Source organism: Uliginosibacterium sp. TH139 (assembly GCF_002855595.1).
Lineage (GTDB): Bacteria > Pseudomonadota > Gammaproteobacteria > Burkholderiales > Rhodocyclaceae > Uliginosibacterium > Uliginosibacterium aquaticum.
Window position 1 is genome coordinate 213883 of record NZ_PKRR01000005.1, and the last position, 26361, is coordinate 240243.

Consider the following 26361-nt stretch of genomic DNA (forward strand, 5'->3'; position numbering starts at 1 on the left):
TTTATTTTGTCACCGAGGCGAACACCTCGAAATATTCAGGAAAAGTCTTGGCTGTACATTTCGGATCATTGATCCTCACCGGCACACCACCCAGCGCCACCAGCGAAAAACACATGGCCATGCGATGATCATCATAGGTATCGATCGCGGCCTGTGCCGTGAGCGCAGCCGGTGCCGTCACGCGCAGCCAGTCCTCACCTTCCTCCACCGTGGCGCCGACCTTGCGCAGCTCGGTCGCCATTGCCGCGATCCGGTCGGTTTCCTTGACGCGCCAGCTGCCGATGTTGGTCAGGCGGCACGGGCCATCACAGAAGAGTGCCGCCACCGCCAGCGTCATGGCCGCATCCGGGATGTGGTTGAAATCCATGTCGAACGCACGCAGCTTTCCGCTTGCCGGCGCACGGGCCTCGATCCAGTTCTCGCCCATTTCGATCTGCGCACCAATAGCCTCCAGCGCCTGGGCAAAGGCAACATCACCCTGGATGCTGTTGCGCCCCACACCTTCAACCCGCACCGGGCCTCCACCAATAGCACCTGCGGCAAGGAAGTAGGAGGCCGACGAGGCATCACCTTCAACGTACACCGTGCCCGGCGATACATAGCGCTGGCCGCCAGGGATCACGAAGCGCTGCCAGCCCTCGCGCTCAACCTTCACGCCAAACTGCGCCATCAAACGCAGGGTGATCTCGATATAGGGCTTGGAGATCAGATCACCAATCACTTCAATCGTCGTCTCGACACCAGTGGTCGGCAAGGCCATCAGCAAGGCGGTCAAAAACTGACTGGAGACATTACCCCGGATCCGCACCACGCCACCGGCCTTGATGCTGGCCGGACGGATCTGCAGCGGCGGAAACCCGTCGTTGCCGAGATACTCGATGTCCGCACCAATCTGACGCAAGCCATCCACCAGATCACCGATCGGCCGCTCATGCATGCGCGGCACACCATGCAGTTTGTAGGAACCGCCAGCAAGCGCCAACACAGCCGTCAGCGGGCGAAATGCCGTTCCCGCATTACCGAGAAAGAGATCCGCGTCCTTGTGAGTGAAGCCTTGCGGCACGCCAAGCACACGGTAGTCATTGTCGCCCGTCTGGGTCACTGTCACGCCCAGAGTCATGAGGGCATCAAGCATGCGATCGGTATCGTCCGAGGCCAGCAAATCGCGGATCTCGGTCACGCCTTCCGAAAGCGCTGCCAACAACAGGGTGCGATTGGAAATGCTCTTCGAACCAGGCAAACGCACAACACCCCGGGCACTTACCAGAGGATTGAGGTCAAGGAATTCCATCTGTATCCACTTCTCCAAAAACGCAGCGCTACCGAATCAGCCGGATGCGCCCATTCGCAGCACCGGACCACTTCGCCCCATCAACCCTGCAGCTTATTTCAAATACTTTTCAGCCCAGTCGTTGCGCGCAACAGAAGCTTCTGCAAACAGAGACTCCAGTCCGCCCCCATCTCCTTGCATCAGCAAGGCACGCAGATAGGCCAGCTCAGTGAGATAGGCATCCAGCTCGGCAAGCAGGGCCTGACGGTTGGCCACACAGATATCGCGCCACATTTCCGGGTGACTGCCAGCGATCCGCGTAAAGTCGCGGAAGCCTGATGCGGCAAAGCTGAACAACTGCTCGGCATTGCCACGCCCCTGAATCTGGTGCACCAGTCCGAAAGCCAGCAAATGCGGCAGATGGCTCACCGCTGCAAACACACGGTCATGATCCTGCGGGCTCATCTGGCTGACCACCGCACCGCAGGCAGCCCAGGCTGCCCGCACACGCTCGATCGACTCTGGAGCATTTTCGGGCAAAGGTGTGAGCACCACACGCTTGCCACGATAAAGCTCTGCAAAGGCTGCTGAAGGGCCGCTTTTCTCAGCTCCAGCAATCGGATGGGCCGGCACCACGTTGGCCAGACAATGATTCAGATGGCTATAGACCGCTTCAAACACATCAGCCTTGGTGCTACCACCATCGGTCACCAGGGTCTGCGGCTCAAGATGTGGCGCGGCAGCTGCCATCACGGCAGACATCTGCCCCACCGGCATGGCCAGCAGGAGCAGATCTGCGCCCTTCAGGGCCACCGCCCAGTCCGTGGCGATTTCATCGATCAGCCCCAGTTGCTGCGCCTCTTCCAGCGTTTCGCTACGGCGCCCCACTCCAACCAGCGTTTCCACAAGCCCAGCCTGACGCAAGGCCAGCGCAAAAGATCCGCCGATCAGACCCACGCCACAGATCACCACACGCTTGAACATCTCAGCCCTTCAATGCTTCAGCCAAGGCCTCAAGGAAGCGCTCGTTCTCGACCGGCAGGCCGATGGTCACGCGCAGCCACTCAGGCATGCCATAGTTGCCAACCGGACGCACGATCACCCCCCGCTGCAAAAGGCGCCGATTCACCCCTGCACCATCCCCCACGCGGAAGGTCAAGAAGTTGGCCACCGAAGGAATGTGCTGCAGATTCAAGGCATCGAAACCCCTGATCAGTTGAGCCATACCCGCACGATTAGTCTCAAAGCTGCGCGCCAGGAACTCGTCATCACTCAGCGCGCCCTCAGCTGCCGCCAGCGCCAGGCTGTTGGCGTTAAAAGGCTGGCGCACACGATTTATCAGATCCGCCACGGTCGGATGAGCCACCGCATATCCCATACGCAGACCGGCCAAACCGTAAATTTTGGAGAATGTGCGCGAAATCAGCAGGTTCGGAAAACGCTTGATCCAGCTGACGCTGTCGTAACGAAGCTCGAACGGTAGGTATTCGTTATAGGCCTCATCCAGTAAGACCAGTACATCAGCAGGCACACGGGCGAGAAAGTCTTCGATGACCGGCCCCGGCAGGAAAGTGCCAGTCGGATTATTCGGATTCGCTATGAACACGATCCGCGTATCAGTACCGATGGCATCCGCCATGGCGGCCAGATCGTGGCCAAAAAAACGAGCTGGTACTTCAATGCAACGGCCGCCCACCCCCTGAACGGCCAATGGGTAGACCGCAAACGCATGCTGAGCAAAGACAGCACTGGCTCCGGCCGGAATGAAGGCTCGGGCAGCAAGCTCAAGCACATCATTGGAGCCATTTCCCAGCACCAGGTTATCCGTACTCACACCAAGCTTTGCCGCCAGAGCCTGCTTCAATGCGAACCCATTGCCATCCGGATACAACGCCAGGCCATCCAATGCCGCTTCCATCGCAGCGCGGGCCTTCGGGCTCATGCCAAGAGGGTTTTCATTGGACGCCAGTTTGACAATTTTCGCTTCGTCCAGCCCCATCTCTCGCGCCAGCTCGCCGATGGGTTTGCCCGGGACGTAAGGGGAGATGGCGCGAATATGTTCGGGAGCGCGTTGCGCAACAGTCATTCCGGACTCCAGCAGTTCAGATAGCGGCAACCGGGTAGGAGCCAAGCACTTTCACGAAAGCGGCACGATCAACCAGTGCATTGAGCGCCTCGGCCACAGCAGGGCTCTCGCGATGGCCTTCGATATCGACATAGAACACGTATTCCCACAATCCGGTGCGCGACGGGCGCGACTCCAGCTTGGTCATGCTCACACCTTTGTCAGCAAAGGGCTGAAGCAGCCCGAAAACTGCGCCAGGGCGGTTCGGTGCCGAGCAGATCAGCGAGGTTTTGTCCTTACCGGAAACGCCTGCATCATGCTGACCGATGATCAGAAAACGCGTGGTGTTATTCGGATCATCTTCAATGTTTGCAAAGAGAACCGGCAACTCATAGAGCTGCGCTGCACGCTCACCGGCGATCGCCGCGGCCTCCGGATCCTCAGAAGCCAGACGCGCCGCCTCGGCATTGCTCGACACCGGCAAGCGCTCGATGCCCTGAGCATGATTGGCCAGCCAGTCTGCACACTGCCCCAGCGACTGGGAATGTGAATAGATCCGCTTGACCCCGGCCATGCTGCCGGCGCGCGTCATGAGATTCTGGCGGATGCGCAGACTCACCTCTCCGCACACGGAGACATTACCCGACAACAGCAGATCCAGCGAACGACTCACAGCACCTTCGGTGGAGTTCTCCACCGGCACCACACCGTATTGCACCGCACCGGCCTCGACGGCGTGGAAGACTTCATCAATAGTCGCCATCGGCTGTAAAGCCGGAGAGCCCCCAAAATGCTTGCCGGCGGCCTCCTCGGTAAAGGTGCCGCGCGGCCCAAGGTGCGCCACGCGCAAAGGCTGCTCCAGCCCCAGACACCAAGACATGATCTCGCGGAAGATCCGCTGCACCGCTTCATCGGACAGCGGCCCCGGATTACGCGCGGCAATATTGCGCAGCACCTGCGCCTCGCGCTCAGGGCGATACAGCGGACCACGCTTCACTTCGCCAACACGCTGCGCGCAACGAGCACGCGCAGCTAGACGCTCAAGAATTTCAGCATCGAGGCGATCGATTTCGCCGCGCAGCTTCAGCAGTTCATCGGCCATCGCATCACTCATTCCGTTGCGCCCTCTGCGCCATCAGCACCGTCCACATCACCTTCGAGGTTTTCATCATCTGTCTCAACGATTTTTTCGATCGAAGAGAGACGCGCGCCATCATCCAGATTGATCAGGGTTACGCCTTGAGTCGAGCGGCCCAGCTCACGGATATCCTTCACCGGCGTACGGATTAACACGCCGTTATCGGCAATCAGCATCACATGATCGGTCGGATCGACCAGCACAGCAGCCACCAGTTTGCCGTTACGCTCCGAAGACTGGATTGCGATCATGCCCTTGGTGCCACGGCCATGCAGGGTGTATTCACCGATATTGGTGCGCTTGCCGTAACCGTTTTCGGTCGCAGTCAGCACGCTCTGCGTTTCGCCATGCGCCACCAGCATGGACAGCACGCTCTGACCATCTTCGATCATCATGCCGCGCACGCCACGAGCAGTACGACCCATCGGGCGCACGTCCTTCTCATCAAAACGCACAGCCTTGCCAGCATCCGAGAAGAGCATCACATTGCAATCGCCATCAGTGATCGCTACGCCAATCAGATAGTCACCATCATCGAGGCCTACGGCGATGATGCCGGCCTTGCGCGGATTGGAAAAATCAGTCAGCGGCGTTTTCTTCACCGTACCCTGCGCAGTTGCCATGAAGACGAAATGGCCCTCATCGAACTCCTTGACCGGCAAAACGGCGGTGATCTTTTCGCCTTCAACCAGCGGGAACAGATTGACGATGGGCTTGCCACGCGCATTGCGCTGCCCCTCCGGCACCTCATACACCTTCAGCCAATACAAGCGCCCTCGATTCGAGAAGCACAGGATGTAATCATGGGTATTCGCCACGAAGAGCTGATCGATCCAGTCATCTTCCTTGGTTGCCGCTGCCTGCTTGCCACGCCCGCCGCGCTTCTGCGAACGATAGTCGGCCAGCGGCTGGCGCTTGAAGTAGCCTGTATGCGATAGCGTGACCACCATGTCTTCCTGGGCGATCAGATCTTCGATATTGATATCTGCCGTATTCAGCACCAGTTCGGACTTGCGGGGATCACCAAACTGCTCGCGGATGGCGCGCAACTCGGTATCGATGATCGCGGTAATGCGCGCCGGCTTGGCCAGGATGTCCAACAGATCGGCAATCTCAGCCATCACATCGCGATACTCGCCGACGATCTTGTCCTGCTCCATATTGGTCAGGCGCTGCAGCTGCATTTCCAGAATGCGTTGCGACTGAGTTTCGGAGAGACGATAGCCCTGCGCCGACAGACCGAAATCAGCTGCCAGCCCCTCGGGGCGATAGCTGTCAGACATGGCTCGCGACAGCATTTCCTCCACCAGCGGAGAACGCCACATGCGCTCCATCAACTCTCGCTTGGCTTCCGCTGGAGTCGGCGCAGCCTTGATCAGGGCTATGATTTCATCAACATTGGACAAAGCGACGGCCAGACCTTCAAGGATGTGCCCCCGCTCACGCGCCTTGCGCAACTCGAACACGGTACGCCGTGTCACCACCTCACGGCGGTGCGCCAGGAAACATTCCAACATCTGCTGCAGGTTCAGCAGACGCGGTTTGCCATCGACCAGTGCCACCATGTTCATGCCAAAGGTGTCCTGCAACTGGGTCTGCTTGAACAGATTGTTCAACACCACCTCAGCCACTTCGCCACGCTTGAGTTCGATCACGATGCGCATTCCGGACTTGTCAGACTCGTCACGCAGATCGGAGATACCTTCAATACGCTTCTCATTAACCAGCTCAGCGATTTTCTCGAGCAGGGTCTTCTTGTTTACCTGGTAAGGAATCTCGTCAACGATGATTGCCTGACGATTACCCTTTTCCATATCTTCGAAATGGGTGCGCGCACGCATCACCACTCGCCCGCGGCCGGTGCGATAGCCCTCATGCACGCCATGCAGACCATAGATGAGACCTGCCGTAGGGAAGTCAGGCGCCTGCACGATACGGATCAGCTCTTCGATATCCGTTTCCGGATTCGCCAGCAGGGTCAGACAAGCCTCGATGACTTCCGAAAGATTGTGCGGCGGAATGTTCGTCGCCATGCCCACCGCAATCCCGGCCGAACCATTGATCAGCAGGTTAGGGATACGGGTTGGCAGAACCGTGGGCTCAAGTTCCTTGCCATCGTAGTTAGGCTGGAAGTCGACCGTCTCCTTATCGATATCGGCCAACAGATCGGCGGCGACCTTCTCGAGACGGCACTCGGTATAACGCATGGCCGCTGCAGCATCGCCATCGATGGAACCAAAGTTACCCTGCCCATCCACCAGCGTGTAACGCAGAGAAAAGTCCTGCGCCATGCGTACCAGCGTGTCGTAAATTGCCGAGTCGCCGTGAGGGTGGAACTTACCCATCACATCCCCGACCACGCGCGCACACTTCACATAGGGGCGATTCCAAGCATTATTCGCCTCGTGCATCGCATACAGAACCCGACGATGTACCGGCTTCAAGCCGTCGCGCACATCCGGTAGCGCACGCCCCACAATCACGCTCATTGCGTAATCTAGGTAGGAGTGGCGCATTTCTTCCTCTAGACTGATCGGCAGCGTTTCCTTGGCAAATGAGTTCATAGGCGCTAAAAGGAGGTCCGGTTGAAGGCGCTAAAAGCTGGCGATTGTAACATGCGCCCCACCCCACCCCTCCTGCATCCACTCTCAGCATATCAATCGCCCTGCTTGCAGGCTTGAACTCCAAAGCGCACCGACTCCCTCCCGCCTAAGCAGCCAATACCATGCGAGAAGACCTAACGTGGCGCAGCATGAAGGCAGGATTACAGGCTTCTTGCAAACCTCTCCCCACAACCCCAGCACCGTCACCTTCAGCAAGCATCAAGGCGAAGCAAAGACAGGCGCTCTAGGCACAAACAGCGGAACGCTCACCACACTAACCGCGGCTATGCCGTGACGCGATGTGATTGAGAAGGCAAATACGGCACCAGCAAGGACCGATTCGACCCGACTCAAAAACTGCATTAGTCAGTTTGACTGGCTAAAACATCCAGAAAACGCTTGAGCGACGCCAGAACATCAAGTTCTACACACGGCGACCTTCAGCGCAAAGCCTTTCGAAGAGGCCGCGCACCCCAGATCTTTGTACGATTCCATCTGAAATCAATCAGGTTCCCACTGGCATGACATTGCTACACACTTCGTACATGTCGTGAGAGGGTCGGCAGACACAGACGTTTGGGCAGGTGGCAATTCGCGCATCAAAGCCGGAAATCTGTTGCACGTCAGCAACAATGAATTGCTGCGTGTTTCCAGCCTGTGGCAGAATGCCGCGAAGCGCTGATAGGCACTCGCCGTCAAGCTCAATGCGCAGAGTAAAAAGTCTGTGCATTAAGGAAGCAAAGTTTTGAGAAGTGTAATTCGGGGGCATCGGCAAGCCGCTATGTCCAGTAATTGAGTTCGCAACCAGCCTTGCAACGAGGAGAATATGAAAAAATCGCAACTGTTCATTCTGGCCGCCATCGCAGGTTTTACCGCCGGTGCCCAAGCCCAGATCGTGGTGAAGTCCGCTCCGGTTCAACCGTACATCATCGGCTCCGGCAATATCGTTGAGAAGGATGGTCTCGGTAACTGCCTGCGTTCCAGCAACTACTCCACTGACCTCATCAAGAGCGTTCTGACCGAGAAGGGCGTCCCGGTCGGCGTCGAATGTGGTGAAATCAAGGAAGAGCCGAAGGCTGCTGCTCCGGTTGCGGCAGCTCCGGTTGCTCCAGTTGCTCCCGCCGCCGCCGCTCCTGCGGCTCAGAAAGTCAGCTTGCCGGCTGATGCAGTATTCGCCTATGACAAGGCAGACCTGACCGATCAAGGCAAGAGCGGCCTAGCCAAGTTTGCGGCTGATGCCAAGACTCTGACCCAGCTGGAAGTTGTGATCGCTGTAGGTCACGCTGACCGCATCGGCTCCCCGGCTTACAACCAGAAACTGTCTGAAAAGCGTGCCGCCGCAGTGAAGGGCTTCTTGGTTAGCCAAGGCATCCCCGCTAACAAGGTCTACACCGAAGGCAAGGGCGAAACCCAACCGGTGACCGGCAAGACCTGCGAGAAACTGGGCGCAGAAAACGGCAAGAACAAGAAGCTGGTTGATTGCCTGGCCGCTGATCGTCGCGTCGAACTGGAAGCTGTCGGCAGCAAGTAATTTGCGGAACGCCTGAAAAAGCCCAGCTAAAGCTGGGCTTTTTTATTTTCAGCGCCATGTCAAAAAGCCAAACTTCTCACACCCTTACTTGCTTAAAACAGAAAAACAAGCACATCTCACTGACGTTCTCGTTAGTATCCAGAATTGTCCTTTAATGCCCAAAGTACAGACCATGAGCCCTAACGCCGACGAAAAAGAACTCGCCAAATTCAGCGAGCTCGCCCATCGCTGGTGGGATCCGAACTCCGAATTTCGCCCGCTGCACGAAATCAATCCCCTGCGCCTAGAATGGATAGACCAAAACTCTTCGCTCGAAGGGAAGAGCGTACTGGACATTGGTTGTGGCGGCGGGATTTTAGCCGAAAGCATGGCTGGACACGGCGCCAAAGTTGTTGGCATTGATCTGTCAGACAAGGCTCTGTCAGTAGCTCGCTTACATCTGTTCGAGAGCGGACAAAAGGTCGATTACCGTAAAGTATCAGCCGAAGCACTGGCAACCGAACAGCCAGAGAGTTTCGATATAGTCACCTGCATGGAAATGCTGGAGCATGTCCCAGATCCTGCGAGTATCGTGCGAGCTTGCGCAAAACTGGTCAAACCAGGAGGGCACGTCTTTCTGTCAACGCTGAACAGAAATCTCAAGGCCTACCTGTTCGCTGTAATCGGCGCAGAATACGTTCTAAACATGCTGCCACGCGGCACACACGATTACGCAAAGTTCATCAAACCATCAGAGCTGTCCGCGCATCTTCGCACTGCCGGGCTTAACGCACAGGAACTGATAGGGATGACCTACAACCCTTTCAGCAAGATATATGCGCTAGGCAGAGATACGGATGTAAATTATCTGATGCGTGCGCAACGCCCGATCTAAGATTGGAACGCCCCAACTCTTAATCGGTTTTTTTTCAACCTCCCCCCCTCAAAAATCAGTCCTCCTCTCCTGGCTTAAACGCAGCCATCAGTTGTTGCTGCACTGCTGGTGGTGCCGTTTCATAATCGGACATGGCCAGCGTGTAACTCCCCTGCCCGCCTGTGAGAGCCTTTAGCCGCCCCTGAAAATCCGACAACTCAGAAAGTGGCGCTCGCGCGTTGATGGCGACCATTCCAGCACGAGCGTTTCCTGTATTGGTCACCTGTCCGCGCCTTGCGGAAATCTCTCCAGAAACATCTCCATAGGTGTAATCCGGCGCGAGAATCTCCAGATTAACCAAGGGCTCAAGCACAACGGGGTGTGCATTTTTCATTGCATCCAGAAAAGCCTTCCGACCGGCTGTCACGAAGGCAATTTCCTTCCCGTCCACTGAGTGAGTTTTTCCGTCATAAACGGTGACTTCAATATCTTGAATCGGAAATCCAGCAATCGCCCCAGACTCCAAGACGGCACGCACCCCCTTCTCTACGGCTGGAATGAAAGCCCCAGGAATCGCGCCCCCCTTAACCTCGTCTTTAAAACGAAATCCTTCACCACGACCTAGCGGCAGAACTCGAAGGAATACCTCACCAAACTGACCGGCACCGCCACTTTGTTTTTTGTGCCGATGATGTCCCTCGGCTATACGGGTAATCGTTTCTCGATACGGAATAGTAGGGGGATGAGACTCCACCTCAAGCTTGTATTGCGAATTCATACGTTCAAGCATCCTCCCAAGATGCAATTCGCCTAGTCCGCGAATAACAACTTCATGTGTTGTAGGATCACTCTCGACCTGCAAGCCGGGATCCTCAACAGCAAGACGATGCAGAACCTCCGCCAGTTTTTGTTCTTCCCCTCGCCGTTTCACACGCACAGCAAGTCCATACACAGCATGAGGTAAAGGTAAGGGCTTGAAGTGAATTAATGCGTCTTCAGGCGCATCATGCAAAACCGTACCGAAGAACAACTCATCCAGTTTGGTAATGGCACAGATTTCTCCCGGCCCTGCCTCTTCTATAGCAAGCAGTTGCTTGCCCTGCACCCGATATAGATGAGTCACCTTAAAAGGCTTTCGTCCATCTCCGACATACAGCAGGCTCTCCGGTGTAATCGTCCCTTGGAGAATGCGCAGACAGGCTATTTTGCCCATGTAAGGATCGACTTCGACTTTGAAAACATGTGCAATTACATGCTCCACTGGCGAGTTGGACGCACGCAAAGGCTGGGCAAGCTCCGAGTTTCCATTAGGCCATCTCTCAAAAAGGGGAGGATTCCCTTCAAACGGACTAGGAGCCAAACGCACAACAAAATCCAGAAATGCTTTTAACCCTGCTCCGCTACGCGCAGAGGTGAACAGGACAGGAATCAAATGTGCATCTCTCAATGCATGTTCGAATGCATCATGCAGGATTTCAGGAGCTATTTCTTCGCCATTTAGGTAACGCTCAGTCAAGCCTTCATCAACCTCCACTATCTGCTCGATGATCGCTTGATGCGCTTCGCTGACACTTGAGAAATCGGTTGCGTCTCCCGCGAGACTGAAAAAACAATCAACAACCCTGCTACCACTATCAGCTGGTAAATTTATCGGCAAACACTCACGGCCAAATGCTGACTGCAGGTCTTCTATCAAACCGGGCAAATCAAGACGTTCAGTATCAATACGATTGACTACGACAACCCGACACAATTTGCGAGTCTGGGCCCATAGCATGGCGCGCGAGGCGCTGATCTCGATGCCGTTCTGAGGATTAATGACGGTCACGACTGTTTCTGTGGCATCCAGTGCTGCTATCGCCTGACCAGCAAAATCAGGAAAACCCGGAGTATCGAGCAACTGAACCCTCACCCCGCCTTGATCGAGATGCGCAAGAGCAAGTTTGGCTGTGTGTTGATGCTCTTTTTCTAGCGGGTCGTAATCGCAGACGGTTGTCCCCTTTTCAACGCATCCCGCTTGAGGGATGGCCCCAGCCAGCGCCAAGAGTTGCTCGATAAGGGTAGTTTTGCCGGATCCGGCATGCCCTAAGAGAGCCAAAGTGCGAATGTTCTGTGTATCTGACATGTCCGTGCCCCTCGCACTGGAGTGATGACAAGTCACCCTACACCCTGCGAAAGAGTGATTCAATCAGCTGAATCCGCACACTGCCTGTTTGTCCGTCATGGCTAAAGAAGGCGTCGGGCCCAGAAGAGGCAGGTAATTGTTTTTGCGTCCGTGATACGGCCGTCTAGGACGGCCTGTTCGGCTTCATCCAGAGACATTTCAAATACCTCAACAAACTCACCTTCATCAAGCTCCGGCTTGCCCGGTAACAACTCACGAGCCAGAAAAATCTCTATTTTTTCATTCGAGTAGCCAATGCAGTTATGCATTCGCCCGACGTGCTGCCAACTACTAGCGCTATAACCCGTCTCCTCCAGTAATTCGCGTTGCGCGCACCCTAGCAAAGAGTCTGTCTGATCAATCTTGCCTGCGGGCATTTCAATAAAAACCTGCCCCAGGGGATAACGAAACTGCCGCTCAAAAATCAAAATTCCCGGCCGAACTTCCGCTATGACCACGCAAGCACCAGGATGCTGCACATATTCACGCAGAGCCTCCCCCCCATCAGGTAATGCGACCCGATCCCTACGCACCTCAAGGAACTTCCCCTCAAAGACCCGGCCACCCTCAATCAATCGTTCTGTCAAATCCATTCTCTGTGCTCCAAACGATCTGAAAAAGAAAAAGCCAGCGAAAAGCTGGCTTTTTGACTTGAGCCTCAGTGATCAGAGCGAGGCCTGCATCACCACTACGCAAATTTGCATCAGTAAACTGGGGAAGAGCCCCAAGGCAGCAAGCATCAATACATTACCGGACAGTACGATGCGGGTAAAACGAGTTGCCGGCAAAGCGTCCGTAATCGTAGGCTCGTCAAAGAACATTATCTTCACCACGCGCAAATAGTAGTAAGCGCCTATCAAAGACATCAGCACAGCCACGACTGCCAGAACGGCGTAGCCGGCCTGCCAGAAAGCCTGAAGCACGAAGAATTTAGCAAAGAAACCCACAAAAAAAGGAATGCCTGCCATCGAGAACATCACGACAGCCATCATGGCCGCCCACCAACTACTTCGCTTATTGAGGCCTCGCAGATCTTCGAGATTTTCAGATTCAAAACCTGCCCGAGACATCAGATTGATGATGCCGAAAGCCGCAAGCGTAGTCAGCGCATAGGTCAAAATATAGAACAGTGAAGAAGCGTAAGCATGATGAGGGTTGGCAGTAGTCGAAGAGACGAAACCCAGCAACATGAAGCCCATATGAGAAATGCCTGAATAAGCCAGCATGCGCTTGATGTTGTTCTGTGCAATCGCGGCGATGTTACCCAACACGATCGAAGCAATGCCTACAATCAAAAGCATCTGTTTCCAATGGTCCATCAGGTCCCATAAACCAAAAGCGAACAAACGACATGCCATTGCAAAGGCCGCAAGTTTTGATGCGGTTGCGATGAACTGGGTAACCGGCGTGGGCGCCCCCTCATAAACGTCAGGCATCCACATATGGAAAGGGACCACACCGAGTTTGAAGGAGACACCTGCAACTAGAAACACTAAGCCAAACAGCAAAATCGTGCGATTTGCAGCTTGCTGCTCGAACAGTGCTCGACCAATTTCAATCAAACCCAGCGACTGAGTGGCGCCGTACACCATGGACATCCCATACAGGAGCAAACCGGAAGCCAAAGCACCAAGAACAAAGTACTTCATCGCAGCCTCGGTGGAACGTACCGAGTCCCGATTCACGGCCACCAACGCATACGAACTCAAAGAGAGCATTTCAAGACCAACATACACAGTCAGCAGGCTGCCCGCAGAGATCAAAACCATCACGCCAAGTGTGGCAAATAGAACCAGCAGATAATATTCGCCAGATTCGATCTTGCGATCTTGCATGTAGCGACGGCCGTAAAGCAGACCAAGTCCCACGGCAACACAGGTAGCCACCTTAAGCAAATCCCCCAGAGGCGAGTAGAGATACATCTGGCCAAAAGTGACATCCAGTTCAGAACTCACCATCACGACACCAGCCATGGCAGAGATCAAGGAAGCCTGGGTCAGATAGTAGGCAATCGTGTTCGCATAGCAGCGAGAAAAAGCAACTGCCAGCAGGATGACCAAACCCATTCCGGCCAAGATGAGTTCAGGAATGAGTGGTACGAAATTCGGAATTTGAAAGTCCATCATGCGCCTGTGCGAATTCGCCTAATCCAGTTTGCTCACAGTTTTCCAGCGGCAACGTGCTTTAGCAGGTCTACCACGGAAACATGCATGATCTCCGTGACCGGGAAGGGATAAAGGCCCATCACCAGTACGCAGATCGCCAGCACGGCGAGCATTAGGCCCTCGCGCTTGTTAATGTCTGTAAGTTCGGCCACATGGGGGTTGCCCACTGCACCGAATACGACACGCTTATACATCCAGAGGGTATAGGCCGCACCAAGAATCAGCGTGCTAGCTGCCGCGAAACCCACCCAGAAATTGAATTTCACAGCACCAAGAATCACCATGAACTCGCCCACAAAACCGCTGGTTGCAGGCAAGCCCGCATTCGCCATGGAGAACAGCATGAAGAGCGCAGCAAATTTGGGCATGGAGTTCACGACGCCGCCATAATCAGCGATCTCACGACTGTGCATGCGGTCATACAGAACACCGATGCAAAGGAACATGGCTGCCGAAACAAACCCGTGCGAAATCATCTGTACCAATGCGCCTTCCATGCCAAGCGGATTGAACATGAAGAAGCCTAGTGTCACGAAACCCATATGAGAGATCGAGGAGTAGGCAACCAGTTTCTTCATATCCGCCTGCACGATTGCTACAAAGCCAATATAAATCACAGCTACCAGCGACAGGGCAATGATTAGCGGGGCCATCATCTGCGATGCATCTGGCACGATCGGCAAGGAAAAACGCAGGAAACCATAAGCACCAAGCTTCAGCGCAATGGCAGCCAACACGACGGAACCACCGGTAGGCGCCTCTACGTGTGCATCAGGTAACCAGGTATGTACAGGCCACATTGGCACTTTCACTGCAAAAGAAGCGAGGAAAGCCCAGAAAATCCAGGATTGAGCCTGCATGCCAAGCTTAAGGGCGTGCCAGTCTGCCAGTTCAAAACTACCACGAGACTCCATGAATAGATAAATGAAGGCCAGCAGCATCAACAAGGAGCCAAGCAGCGTGTAAAGAAAGAACTTGATGGCTGCATATACGCGATTGGGACCACCCCAGATGCCAATCGCCAGATACAAAGGAATCAGCGACGCTTCAAAGAAGACGTAAAACAACAAGCCATCCTGAGCAGCAAAGATGCCATTCATAAGGCCGGACATGATCAGGAAAGCAGCGATGTACTGCGCCACCTTGACCTGGATCACCTCCCAACAGGCAATCACCACGATCACAGTAATGAAGCTGTTGAGCATGATGAAGGGCATTGAGATGCCGTCCACACCCAACGAATAGTGTGCATTGAAATAAACAATCCAATTGCGAAACTCAACGAACTGCATCGCGCTACTGGACGCATCAAACCCCGCATATAACGGCAAGGTTACGAAGAAACCGGCCAACGCAAAGATCAAGCCCATGGCACGTGCCACCGGAGCATTGCGATCCGCTCCGGCAAACAGGGTCAACAGTCCGCCAAAGATCGGAATCCAGATCGAGAGGCTGAGATAAGGAATGGTCATCAGATATATCCGTGGATTCTTTTAAGCGTCAGGCTTTCACGACTCGGGGCGCAAGATGGGCCACCACAGGACCAGCAGGGTCACTACGCCAATGATTACCCAGAAAGCATACTGATAAACCAGACCGCTCTGAACCACGCGCGAGAGACGCGAAACCCAGCCGACACAAGCCGCAGAACCATTGACCAGTACGCCATCAATCAACATCTGGTCGCCCCCCTTCCAGAGACTGCGCCCTAACAAGCGCGCACCACCTGCAAAGACGATCTCGTTGAAGCGATCAAAGTAATACTTGTTCTCCAGCACACGATGCACAAAGGATAGTCGACTCTGAATCAGGGCTGGCATGTGCGGAAATTTCAGATACAAAAGCCAAGCAGTAAACACCCCTCCCGTAGCCAACCAGAACGGCGCAGTCTTCAGCCCGTGCATGGCCATGCCAAAACCGCCATGGAAGGACTCGCGCAACTCAGCAAGCGTGTCATGCGCCGGAGCAATGTGGATCACGCCCTTGAACCAGTCGCCAAAAAGCATTGGTTCAATGGTCCCAAAACCAATCAGGACAGAAGGAATGGCCAGCAGAATCAGCGGCAGCGTAACCACCAAGGGTGACTCATGTGGTTTTTGACCCGGGGCCAGCCCATGGTGATGATCGTCTTCCAACTCTTCGTCTGCGTGATCGCCGTGATGATTATGGACATGACCAAAACGCTCTTCGCCATGAAAGACCAGGAAATACATCCGGAAAGAATAGAAGGCCGTCACGAAAACGCCCGCCAGCACGCAGAAAGTAGCGTAGCCAGCCCCCGGAATACCGGAGTGATGGACCGCATCGATGATCGCATCCTTCGAGTAAAAACCGGAGAACAGCGGCATCCCGATCAGCGCCAAAGAGCCCAGTAACGAGGTCAGCCAGGTAATCGGCATGTACTTGCGCAGACCACCCATGTTTCGCATGTCCTGGTCATGGTGCATACCGATGATCACAGAGCCGGCACCCAAGAACAGCAGCGCTTTGAAAAAGGCATGGGTCATCAGATGAAACACGGCGGCCGAATACGCCGACGCGCCCAATGCAACAGTCATGTAACCCAATTGCGAAAGCGTCGAATAGGCCACTACGCGCTTTATGTCATTCTGCACGATGCCAAGGAAACCCATGAACAAAGCGGTAGTCGCGCCAATCACCATCACAAATGACAGTGCTGTCTCAGACAGTTCAAACAGCGGAGACATGCGGGCCACCATGAAGATGCCAGCGGTCACCATTGTTGCCGCATGAATCAGGGCGGAAATAGGCGTAGGGCCTTCCATGGAATCAGGCAGCCACACATGCAGCGGCACCTGCGCAGACTTGCCCATGGCGCCAATGAAGAGGCAGATACAAATTGCCGTAAGCATCGGCCAGCCAGTATTCGGCACCGTCAGTTGAAGCAGATCCTGAGCCTTGGCGAACACTTCGGCGTAATTCAGGGTGCCGGCAAAGGCTGCGATCAGACCGATTCCCAGCAGGAAACCGAAGTCCCCCACACGGTTCACCAGAAATGCCTTGAGGTTGGCGTAGATCGCCGTCGGTCGGGTGTACCAGAAACCGATCAACAGATAGGACACGAGCCCCACGGCTTCCCAGCCGAAAAACAGTTGCAGAAAGTTGTTGCTCATCACCAGCATCAACATGGCGAAGGTAAACAGCGAGATGTAGCTGAAGAAACGCTGGTAACCGGGATCTTCGCTCATGTAACCGATGGTGTAGATATGCACCATCAGCGAAACGAAAGTCACCACCAGCATCATCATCACGGTCAGGCTGTCGATCAGGAAACCGACTTCGAACTTGATGCCGCCGCTGACCGCCCATGTATAGAGCGCGCCGTTGAAAGTATTGCCAGCCTGAACATCCTGAAAGATGAACAACGATGCAACCAAAGCCGTTGCAACGCCCAGGATGGTCACTACATGCGAAGCCGCACGACCGATGACACGACCGAACAGACCCGCAAGGATCGCCCCGGCCAACGGGGCCATGGGGACGAGGAGATAGAGTTTCTGCATGGAGCTCATCTGGTGCTCAACCCTTCAGACTGTCGAGGTCATCCACATGGATCGAGCGCAGGTTGCGGAACAACACAACCAGGATCGCCAGCCCGATAGCCGATTCAGCGGCTGCCACGGTCAGGATGAAGAAAACGAAGATCTGCCCGGCAGCGTCGCCGTAATAGCTGGAAAAAGCCACGAAATTCATATTCACGGCCAGCAGCATCAACTCGATGGCCATCAGCAGCACGATGAGATTCTTGCGATTGAGGAAGATCCCCACCACGCTAATCGCAAACAGGATTGCCCCGAGGATGAGGACGTGAGAAAGCGGCGCCATCATTTGTCGGAATCTCCTGTGCCAGTGGTTACTTCTTCCTTCTCGGCGGCGATCGCATGGATCACCAGCCGATCGCGGGCCTTCACGGCAATTTGCTTGGCCGGATCTATATGGCGTGTGCTTTCACGACGGCGATAGGTCAGCATCACCGCAGCAATCATGGCGACCAGCAGCACCAGCGAAGCTAGCTCGAAGGGATAGGCATAATCAGTAAAGATCAGACGGGCAAGCGCCTGAGTATTGCTGGCTGATGCGTCAAGCTCCGCAGGCGCAGGAATTGCCTCGGCGCTGAAGTAGCGGCCATTCAGCACCATAGCCATTTCGGCGACCATGATGCCCGCTACTACCAGCCCTACCGGAAGATAGCGCCAGAAACCTTCGCGCATCTTGTCGATGTTGATGTCCAGCATCATCACGACAAACAGGAAGAGCACCATCACCGCGCCCACGTAGATCAGCACAATGGCGATCGCTAGGAACTCGGCCTGCATCAGCATCCAGATCATGCCAGAGGTGAAAAAAGCGAGCACCAGATGCAATACGGCATGAACCGGATTGCGCGCTGTGATGACCCGTAGCCCGGCGAAGACCAGAATCGCCGAGAAAAGGTAAAAACAGATTGTCGGGAAGGAAAGATCCATGAATTCCTCGATTAAGCCTGTGGCACTTTCGCCTTAGCGATATTTGGCATCGGCAGCACGATCTTCGGCGATCTGCTTCTCAAAGCGATCACCGACAGCCAGCAGCATCTGCTTGGTGTAATACAAGTCGCCACGCTTCTCGCCGTGATACTCAAGAACACGCGTTTCAACGATCGCATCGACCGGACAGGCTTCTTCACAGAAACCACAGAAAATACACTTGGTCAGATCGATGTCGTAACGAGTCGTGCGACGCGATCCGTCGTCACGCTGTGCGGACTCGATGGTGATCGCCAAGGCGGGACACACGGCTTCACAAAGCTTGCAGGCGATACAACGCTCTTCGCCGTTAGGATAGCGGCGCAAAGCATGCAAACCACGAAAACGCGGACTCTGCGGAGTTTTCTCTTCCGGATATTGCACCGTGATCTTGCGCGCAAAAATATGTCGCCCAGTCAGGGCCATACCCTTGAAGAGCTCAAGCAGGACAACGCTGCCGAAAAATTCTTTGACTGCACCCATGGCTTACTTCCAGATCGACAGCGGCGACATGATCCAGATGCCAAGAACAAGCACCCAGAGCAGACACAGGGGGATGAATACCTTCCAGCCCAGACGCATGATCTGGTCGTAACGGAAGCGCGGGAACGTGGCACGGATCCAAAGGAAAACGAACAACAGCAGCGACGCCTTGGCCAGCAGCCACCAGATGCCATCGGGCAAGAAGCCCACCGGCGAGAGCCACCCGCCAAGGAAAAACACAGCAGTCAGCACCGCCACCAGAATCATGTTGGCGTACTCGGCAAGGAAAAACAGCGAAAACGCCATGCCGGAATACTCGATCATGTGGCCGGCTACGATCTCCGATTCGCCTTCCACCACGTCAAACGGAGCGCGGTTGGTTTCCGCCACACCCGAGACGAAATACACAAAGAACATCGGCAACAGGGGCAACCAATTCCAGCTGAGGAACCCCACACCCATATCGGCAAATCGCCCGACGCCCTGCCCTGCCACAATTTCGGAAATATTCAGCGAGCCCGAGATCATCAGCACGCATACCAGCGAGAAGCCCATCGCCAGTTCATAAGACACCATCTGCGCGGCCGAGCGCATGGCGCCCAACAGAGCGTACTTGGAGTTCGACGCCCAGCCCGCGATGATTACGCCATACACCCCCAGCGAGGTGATTGCCATCAGGAACAACAGGCCGGCATTCACATCCGCCAGCACCAGCCCATCGGCGAAAGGCACCACGGCCCAAGCCGCAAAGGCGGGAGCAATCGCCATGATCGGGCCGAGGAAAAACAATCCCGTACTGGCCTTGGCCGGCGAAATGATTTCCTTGAACAGCAGCTTGAGACCATCCGCCACCGGCTGCAGCAAGCCCAGCGGCCCGACCCGATTCGGGCCGATACGCACCTGAATCCAGCCGATCACCTTGCGCTCGGCCAGTGTCATGTAGGCCACCGCGCCCATCAGCGGAGCAACGATCAGCACGATCTTCACCATCGTCCACACCACGACCCACAGCGGGCCGAAAAAGGACGCAAAAGGTTGCAGGAGTTGATCCATCATGCGCGCTCCACCTTCAGATCGCCGGACATGGCACCCAGCGCAATGGTCGAAGCTTGGGCGGCAGAAACCCTGACGCAGCCTTGCGGTACAGCAGCATCACTCAACACACGCAATGCCACTTTCCCGCAGGAAGAAGTCACCAGCACCTCAGCACCAGACTCAAGACCAAGAGACTGCAAAGCCGCCGGATGAATGCGGGCCTTAGCTTTGGCCGCATCCCGCGTTTTCTGCAGCGGCGCGGCGCGGCGCACCAGCGCATCAGTGGAATAGATAGGCACGTCCGCAATGCGCTGCAAACCCGCCGCAGGAGCATCCAGCTTCGGAACGAAGGATGACACCGCATTGTTCAAAAGCACGCTGATATCTCCAGCCAATGCTTCATCACGCACCGCTTCGGAAGAGTCCTGCTCAAAACCGGACAAGCCAAACAAATTGCCCAGCACGCGCAGCAGCTTCCAAGCAGGACGGGTCTCACCCAAGGGTTTAACCACGGCATTGAAGGACTGCACACGCCCTTCGGCATTCACAAAGCTGCCGGAGGTTTCCGTGAAAGGCGCCACCGGCAACATCACGTCTGCATACTCCGCAGCCTTGCCGGCAAAACTACCCATGTAGATCACGCTGGCGGCCTGATCGAGCGCTGCGCGAGCAGCCACGCCGTCGTCGCAATCCAGCTCGGGCTCCACACCCAGCAGCAAATAGGCCTTGCGTGGCGAAGCCAGCATCGCCGCAGCATTCAGGCCGGATTGCGGCACAGCCTTGACCAGGTAAGCGCCGACCGAACCCGCAGATTCGCCCAAGAAGCCAAAGCTCGCACCGGCGATACGGGCGATCTCGGCTGCAAGAATCTGCAGGGAAGCCGCATTGGGGTGCTGTACCGCCAGATTGCCCAGCAACACTGCGCGCTTCTCGCCCGTCAGCAGGGCATCCGCTACTGCTTGCGCAGAAGCGTCAACGCTGGCCTTGCCGGCCAAATCAGCATACTCGGCGGCAACCTGAATGCCGGCCTTGCTTGACACTGCCGCCAGCACCGCCGCCAACGAAGCCGTCAGCCGATCCGGCGCCACGATCGCTTCCGCCGCCAACGGAATCAGCCAGTCATCGCCACAGGCATTGACGCGCGCGATCTTGCCGCCGCGGCGCTGCGCTTGACGCAGACGCTGGGCCATCAGCGGATGATCCTTGCGCAGGAAGCTGCCGATCACCAGTGCGGAATCGAGCGTGGACAGGCCAGCCACCGGCATGCCAAGCCATGGCGCACCGGCACGCTTGCCATCGAGCGAGAAATCGCTCTGGCGCAGACGAGTATCGATGTTGTCCGAACCCAGCCCACGCAACAGCTTCTGCGCGAGATACATCTCCTCCACCGTGCTCTGCGGCGAAATCAGGGCCGCAATCTGTTCGGCGCCATGCGTACCCTTGATGTCGTTCAGAGTGCGCACGACATAATCCAGCGCCGTCTGCCAATCAACCTTGTGCCACTCGCCGCCATGCTTAATCTGCGGCACGGTCAGACGATCTTCGGCATCCAGACCCTCGTAAGAGAAGCGGTCGCGATCAGAGATCCAGCACTCGTTAACATCCTCGTTTTCGAGCGGCAGCACGCGCATGACTTTGTCGTGCTTGATCTGCACTTGCAGGTTCGCACCCAGAGAATCATGGGGGCTCACCGACTTGCGTCGCGCCATTTCCCAGGTGCGTGCGCCAAAGCGGAAAGGCTTGGAAGTCAGCGCGCCGACCGGGCATAGATCGATGGCATTGCCGGAAAGTTCGGAATCCAGCGAACGATCTACAAAGGTCATCACTTCGGAGTGCTCGCCGCGGTTGGCGATACCCAATTCCATGACGCCTGAAATCTCCTGACCGAAGCGAACACAACGCGAGCAGTGAATGCAACGCGTCATGTCGGTATTCACCAGCGGGCCGAGATTCTTGTTGAAGACGACCCGCTTCTCTTCCTGATAACGCGAGCCCGAGGCACCGTAACCCACCGCCAGATCCTGCAACTGACACTCGCCACCCTGATCGCAGATCGGGCAATCCAGAGGGTGGTTGATCAGCAGGAATTCCATGACGGACTTCTGCGCCTTCACCGCCTTCTCGGAAGTGGTGCTGACCTTCATGTCGGCCGTCACCGGCGTGGCACAGGCAGGCACCGCCTTGGGCATCTTCTCCACTTCCACCAGACACATCCGGCAATTTGCGGCAATGGAAAGCTTCTTGTGGTAGCAGAAGTGCGGGATGTGCTTGCCGATCTTGCGCGCAGCTTCCATCACGGTGCTACCCGGCGCCGCCTCCACCTTCTGGCCGTCGATTTCGATCTCTAGCATGCTCAATCCTGGCGCACGTAAATCCGGCTGCCTTCCCGCTGCAATTCAACGGAAACCAGGCAACGCTTGTGTTCGATGTGATAGGCGAATTCGTCGCGATAGTGCTTGAGGAAGCCGCGCACTGGCATGGCAGCAGCATCTCCCAGCGCACAGATCGTACGGCCCATGATGTTCTCTGCCACGTTATCCAGCAAGGCAAGATCCTCTGCCCTGCCCTCGCCGTGCTCGATGCGATGCATCATCTTGTACATCCAGCCCGTACCTTCACGGCAAGGCGTACATTGACCGCAGGATTCCTCGAAATAGAAATACGAGAGGCGCTCCAGCGCCTTGACCATGCAGGTCGTCTCATCCATGACGATCACCGCCCCGGAGCCGAGCATGGAGCCTGCCTTGGAGATGGCATCGTAATCCATGGTGAGATCCATCATGATCTCACCCGGCACCACCGGAGCAGACGAACCACCGGGAATTACAGCCTTGATCTTGCGACCACCGCGCATGCCACCCGCCATTTCAAGCAGTTCTGCGAACGGCGTACCAAGACGCACCTCGTAGTTGCCCGGGCGATTCACATGACCGGACACTGAAAAGATCTTGGTGCCGCCGTTATTCGGCTTGCCCAGATTCAGGAACGCTTCACCCCCCATGCGCAAAATGAAGGGCACGGAGGCGAAGGTCTCGGTGTTGTTGATCGTGGTGGGCTTGCCGTACAGACCGAAACTAGCCGGGAAAGGCGGCTTGAAACGCGGCTGGCCTTTCTTGCCCTCCAACGACTCCAGCAGACCGGTTTCCTCGCCGCAGACATAGGCGCCGTAACCATGGTGAGCAAACAGATCGAAATTGAAATCCGAACCCAGAATGTTCTTGCCCAGGAGACCAGCTGCACGCGCTTCTGCCAGAGCCTCTTCGAAGCGCTCATAGACTTCGAAAATCTCGCCGTGAATGTAGTTGTAGCCCGCCACGCAACCCATGGTGTAGCCGGCGATGATCATGCCTTCGATCACGGCGTGCGGGTTGTAGCGCAGGATATCGCGATCCTTGAAGGTGCCAGGCTCGCCTTCATCGGAATTGCAGACTACATACTTCGGGCCCACATAGGCCTTGGGCATGAAGCTCCACTTCAATCCGGTCGGAAAACCCGCGCCGCCGCGGCCACGCAGGTTGGAAGCCTTCAGGACGCCGATGATGTCATCCGGCGCAGTCTTCTCAGCCATGATCTTTTTCAGCGCTTCGTAGCCGCCGCGCTGGATGTAATCAGCCAGACGCCAGGTACGGTCACCATCCAGATCGGCAAGAATCAACCGGGTCTCGCTCATTTGGAGAGCTCCTCGATCATGCTGTCGATCTGTTCGCACGTCATACGGCAGCACATCTTGTGATTGTTGTGCAGCATGACCGGCGCATCACCGCAAGCGCCCATGCATTCGCCTTCCTTCAGGGTAAACTTGCCATCGGCCGTGGTTTCGTTGAAACCCACACCCAGCTTTTCCTTCAGATATTCCGCAGCCTCAACGCCCCCGGAGAGCGCACAGGGCAGATTGGTACACACCGTAATCTTATGCGCGCCGACCGGCTTGAGGTCGTACATGTTGTAGAAACTCGCCACCTCATAGGCCGCCATGGCCGGCATGCCCAAATAGCTGGCGACGAACTCGATGGTTTCCGGAGCCAGCCAGTGCTTCTCGGTCTGGGCAATCCGCAAGGCCCCCATCACAGCCGACTGTTTCTGGTCGGCCGGATACTTGGCTACTTCTCGGTCTATCAACAGCAGGGATTCTGCGCTCAGCATGCTCATCTCTTATCGATCAATCTCACCGAACACGATATCCATCGTGCCGATGATGGCGACAACGTCGGCAATCATGTGGCCCTTGGCCATTTCATCCATCGCAGCTAGGTGCGAGAAGCCCGGAGCACGCAGTTTCAGGCGCCAAGGCTTGTTTGCCCCATCAGAAACGGCGTATACGCCGAACTCACCCTTGGGATGCTCGACTCCAGCGTAAACTTGACCTTCCGGCACATGCATGCCTTCGGTGAAGAGCTTGAAATGGTGGATCAACTCCTCCATGTTGCTCTTCATCTTTTCGCGAGACGGCGGCGCAACCTTGTGGTTATTCGTGATGACAGGCCCCGGATTCTTGCGCAGCCAGTCAATACACTGCTTAATGATGCGGTTGCTCTGACGCATCTCTTCCATACGCACGAGATAACGGTCATAGCAATCGCCGTTAGTACCAACCGGGATATCAAAATCCAAGCGGTCATAGACTTCGTAAGGCTGCTTCTTGCGCAGATCCCACACGATGCCGGAGCCACGAAGCATCGGACCGGTAAAGCCCAGCGCGAGTGCTCGCTCAGGCGAAACCACACCGATGCCAACAGTCCGCTGCTTCCAGATGCGGTTATCTGTCAGCAGGGTTTCATACTCATCGATGTAAGTCGGGAAACGATTGGTGAAGTCCTCAAGAAAGTCCAGCAAGGAGCCTTCGCGTGCCGTATTGAGCTTTTTGACCGTTGCCGCATCTTTGAATTTATTGACCTGATACTTCGGCATCTGATCCGGCAGGTCACGATAGACGCCACCCGGACGATAGTAGGCCGCATGCATGCGCGCACCGGATACCGCTTCATACGCATCCATGAGGTCTTCACGCTCACGGAAGGTATACAGCACCATGGTCATCGCGCCAATATCCAGCGCATGCGTACCAATGTTCAATAGGTGATTCAGAACACGTGTGATCTCATCAAACATCACCCGGATGTACTGAGCACGCAGCGGCACGTCGACGCCCAACAACCTCTCGATTGCCATGCAATAAGCATGCTCATTGCACATCATGGACACGTAATCAAGACGGTCCATGTACGGTACAGATTGAATCCAGGTACGAGTCTCGGCTAGCTTCTCAGTCCCCCGGTGTAGCAAGCCAATGTGCGGATCGGCACGCTCTACGACCTCGCCCGAGAGCTCTAGAATCAACCGTAATACGCCGTGCGCGGCTGGATGCTGCGGACCGAAGTTGATCGTGTAGTTTTTGATTTCAGCCACGACCACCTCCGTAAGCCTCGTCACGCACGATACGCGGAGTATTTTCGCGCGGCTCAATGCTCACGGGTTGGTAAACCACGCGCCCCTGCTCCTTGTCGTAATTCATTTCCATGAAACCCGAAACAGGAAAATCCTTGCGGAATGGGTGACCAACAAATCCATAGTCGGTAAGGATACGGCGCAAATCCGGATGCCCCTCAAACAGGATACCGAACATATCGAAAGCTTCACGCTCAAACCAACTTACGGCCGGCCAAATTTCGCACAGAGAGTGAACAACAGGGAACTCATCATGGTCCGCGTACACACGCAGACGTAAACGCCAGTTATTAGCAACCGATAACAGATGAGAAACAGCTGCAAAGCGCTGAGGATGCTTCAGCTTGCCGCAATAACCCGAATAGTCGATGCCGGCCAGATCGATCAGTTGTTCAAAACCAAGCTCGGAATGATCGCGCAGCATGCGCGCAACCTCAAAGTAGTCCTCGGCCCTCACATCAAGGGTCAGCTCGCCAAGATCGCTCTCAATGGCAAGCACACGCCCAGCCAGAATCTGATGCAGCGCCTGTGACAGACGTTCAAGCTTGCTCATCAGGCAGCCACTCCTTCACGCGCAATGGTATTGGTGCGACGAATCTTGTTCTGCAATTGCAGAATGCCGTAAATCAGTGCTTCTGCAGTAGGCGGACAGCCCGGCACATAGACGTCGACCGGCACGATGCGATCGCAACCACGCACCACGGAATAGGAATAGTGGTAATAGCCACCGCCGTTGGCACAGGAGCCCATGGAAATCACCCAGCGCGGTTCAGCCATCTGATCGTAAACGCGGCGCAAGGCAGGCGCCATCTTGTTGCACAGCGTGCCGGCAACAATCATCAGATCAGACTGACGCGGACTCGGACGAAATACAACGCCGAATCTATCCAGGTCGTAACGGGAACAGCCGGCATGGATCATTTCCACAGCACAGCAAGCAAGACCAAAAGTCATCGGCCACAAGGAGCCGGTGCGCGTCCAGTTAATGACGGCATCCAGCGACGTCGTGACGAAGCCTTCGCGAAAAACACCTTCGATGCTCACAGAGCGCCCCTCAAGGAGTAAGGCGTCCGGAATGCGTGT

Annotated in this window: 21 protein-coding genes and 1 pseudogene; 2 read left to right on the top strand and 20 right to left on the bottom strand. The window is 55.8% G+C overall.

Annotation, left to right across the window (positions count from 1 at the left end; genetic code table 11):
• Positions 1-4: 4 nt before the first annotated feature.
• From aroA to gyrA, 5 genes and pseudogenes are all read right to left on the bottom strand, one after another.
• Positions 5-1291 (bottom strand): annotated as a pseudogene (gene aroA / locus C0V76_RS13590) (3-phosphoshikimate 1-carboxyvinyltransferase); the annotation flags it as partial.
• Between the two features lie 93 nt (positions 1292-1384).
• Positions 1385-2254, bottom strand: coding sequence for a prephenate dehydrogenase/arogenate dehydrogenase family protein (locus C0V76_RS13595; protein WP_101943080.1), 870 nt, complete (start codon positions 2252-2254; stop codon positions 1385-1387).
• Position 2255: 1 nt separating this feature from the next.
• Entirely contained in the window at positions 2256-3356 is a 1101-nt protein-coding gene (gene hisC, locus C0V76_RS13600; RefSeq protein WP_101943082.1) for a histidinol-phosphate transaminase, read from the bottom strand.
• 16 nt (positions 3357-3372) lie between these two features.
• Complete coding sequence (gene pheA / locus C0V76_RS13605) at positions 3373-4437, bottom strand: prephenate dehydratase (RefSeq protein ID WP_101943083.1); 1065 nt, start codon at positions 4435-4437, stop codon at positions 3373-3375.
• An 8-nt stretch (positions 4438-4445) separates the two neighbouring features.
• The gene (gyrA, locus tag C0V76_RS13610) at positions 4446-7037 is read right to left on the bottom strand and encodes a DNA gyrase subunit A (RefSeq protein ID WP_101943085.1); all 2592 of its coding nucleotides are present in this window, start codon (positions 7035-7037) and stop codon (positions 4446-4448) included.
• Between the two features lie 865 nt (positions 7038-7902).
• Between gyrA and C0V76_RS13615 the strand changes: the two genes are divergently transcribed.
• A complete protein-coding gene (locus tag C0V76_RS13615; RefSeq protein WP_101943086.1) occupies positions 7903-8607 on the top strand; it encodes an OmpA family protein in 705 nt (234 codons plus the stop codon).
• A gap of 172 nt (positions 8608-8779) precedes the next feature.
• Complete coding sequence (gene ubiG / locus C0V76_RS13620) at positions 8780-9481, top strand: bifunctional 2-polyprenyl-6-hydroxyphenol methylase/3-demethylubiquinol 3-O-methyltransferase UbiG (protein ID WP_101943210.1); 702 nt, start codon at positions 8780-8782, stop codon at positions 9479-9481.
• A 55-nt stretch (positions 9482-9536) separates the two neighbouring features.
• Here the strand turns inward: ubiG and fusA are convergent, their stop codons facing one another.
• The 15 genes from fusA to C0V76_RS13695 all read right to left on the bottom strand — a co-directional run bounded on the left by fusA (position 9537) and on the right by C0V76_RS13695 (position 26322).
• Complete coding sequence (gene fusA, locus C0V76_RS13625) at positions 9537-11585, bottom strand: elongation factor G (protein WP_101943088.1); 2049 nt, start codon at positions 11583-11585, stop codon at positions 9537-9539.
• 101 nt (positions 11586-11686) lie between these two features.
• Positions 11687-12217, bottom strand: a complete 531-nt coding sequence (locus tag C0V76_RS13630; RefSeq protein WP_101943089.1) for an NUDIX domain-containing protein — start codon at positions 12215-12217, stop codon at positions 11687-11689.
• Positions 12218-12289: 72 nt separating this feature from the next.
• Positions 12290-13747, bottom strand: coding sequence for an NADH-quinone oxidoreductase subunit NuoN (gene nuoN, locus C0V76_RS13635; RefSeq protein ID WP_101943212.1), 1458 nt, complete (start codon positions 13745-13747; stop codon positions 12290-12292).
• A gap of 35 nt (positions 13748-13782) precedes the next feature.
• Positions 13783-15264, bottom strand: coding sequence for an NADH-quinone oxidoreductase subunit M (locus tag C0V76_RS13640; RefSeq protein WP_101943091.1), 1482 nt, complete (start codon positions 15262-15264; stop codon positions 13783-13785).
• 33 nt (positions 15265-15297) lie between these two features.
• A complete protein-coding gene (nuoL, locus tag C0V76_RS13645; RefSeq protein ID WP_101943092.1) occupies positions 15298-17322 on the bottom strand; it encodes an NADH-quinone oxidoreductase subunit L in 2025 nt (674 codons plus the stop codon).
• Positions 17323-17329: 7 nt separating this feature from the next.
• Complete coding sequence (gene nuoK / locus C0V76_RS13650) at positions 17330-17635, bottom strand: NADH-quinone oxidoreductase subunit NuoK (RefSeq protein WP_101943213.1); 306 nt, start codon at positions 17633-17635, stop codon at positions 17330-17332.
• Positions 17635-18276, bottom strand: a complete 642-nt coding sequence (locus tag C0V76_RS13655; protein WP_101943094.1) for an NADH-quinone oxidoreductase subunit J — start codon at positions 18274-18276, stop codon at positions 17635-17637. Before C0V76_RS13655 ends, nuoK begins: the two co-directional genes overlap by 1 nt.
• Before the next feature lie 33 nt (positions 18277-18309).
• Complete coding sequence (gene nuoI, locus C0V76_RS13660) at positions 18310-18798, bottom strand: NADH-quinone oxidoreductase subunit NuoI (RefSeq protein WP_101943095.1); 489 nt, start codon at positions 18796-18798, stop codon at positions 18310-18312.
• Between the two features lie 3 nt (positions 18799-18801).
• Positions 18802-19851, bottom strand: a complete 1050-nt coding sequence (gene nuoH / locus C0V76_RS13665; RefSeq protein ID WP_101943097.1) for an NADH-quinone oxidoreductase subunit NuoH — start codon at positions 19849-19851, stop codon at positions 18802-18804.
• On the bottom strand, positions 19851-22184 hold the full coding sequence (gene nuoG / locus C0V76_RS13670; RefSeq protein ID WP_101943099.1) for an NADH-quinone oxidoreductase subunit NuoG: 2334 nt from the start codon (positions 22182-22184) through the stop codon (positions 19851-19853). Before nuoG ends, nuoH begins: the two co-directional genes overlap by 1 nt.
• Positions 22185-22186: 2 nt before the next feature.
• Positions 22187-23503: an NADH-quinone oxidoreductase subunit NuoF gene (gene nuoF / locus C0V76_RS13675; protein ID WP_173894001.1), complete on the bottom strand. Its 1317-nt coding sequence runs from the start codon at positions 23501-23503 to the stop codon at positions 22187-22189.
• Complete coding sequence (nuoE, locus tag C0V76_RS13680) at positions 23500-23976, bottom strand: NADH-quinone oxidoreductase subunit NuoE (protein WP_101943216.1); 477 nt, start codon at positions 23974-23976, stop codon at positions 23500-23502. Before nuoE ends, nuoF begins: the two co-directional genes overlap by 4 nt.
• A 9-nt stretch (positions 23977-23985) precedes the next feature.
• A complete protein-coding gene (locus C0V76_RS13685) occupies positions 23986-25239 on the bottom strand; it encodes an NADH-quinone oxidoreductase subunit D (protein WP_101943100.1) in 1254 nt (417 codons plus the stop codon).
• Positions 25232-25831: an NADH-quinone oxidoreductase subunit C gene (locus tag C0V76_RS13690; protein WP_173894002.1), complete on the bottom strand. Its 600-nt coding sequence runs from the start codon at positions 25829-25831 to the stop codon at positions 25232-25234. Before C0V76_RS13690 ends, C0V76_RS13685 begins: the two co-directional genes overlap by 8 nt.
• Complete coding sequence (locus tag C0V76_RS13695) at positions 25831-26322, bottom strand: NADH-quinone oxidoreductase subunit B family protein (protein ID WP_101943104.1); 492 nt, start codon at positions 26320-26322, stop codon at positions 25831-25833. The genes C0V76_RS13690 and C0V76_RS13695 overlap by 1 nt, the downstream gene beginning before the upstream one ends.
• Between the last annotated feature and the right edge of the window lie 39 nt (positions 26323-26361).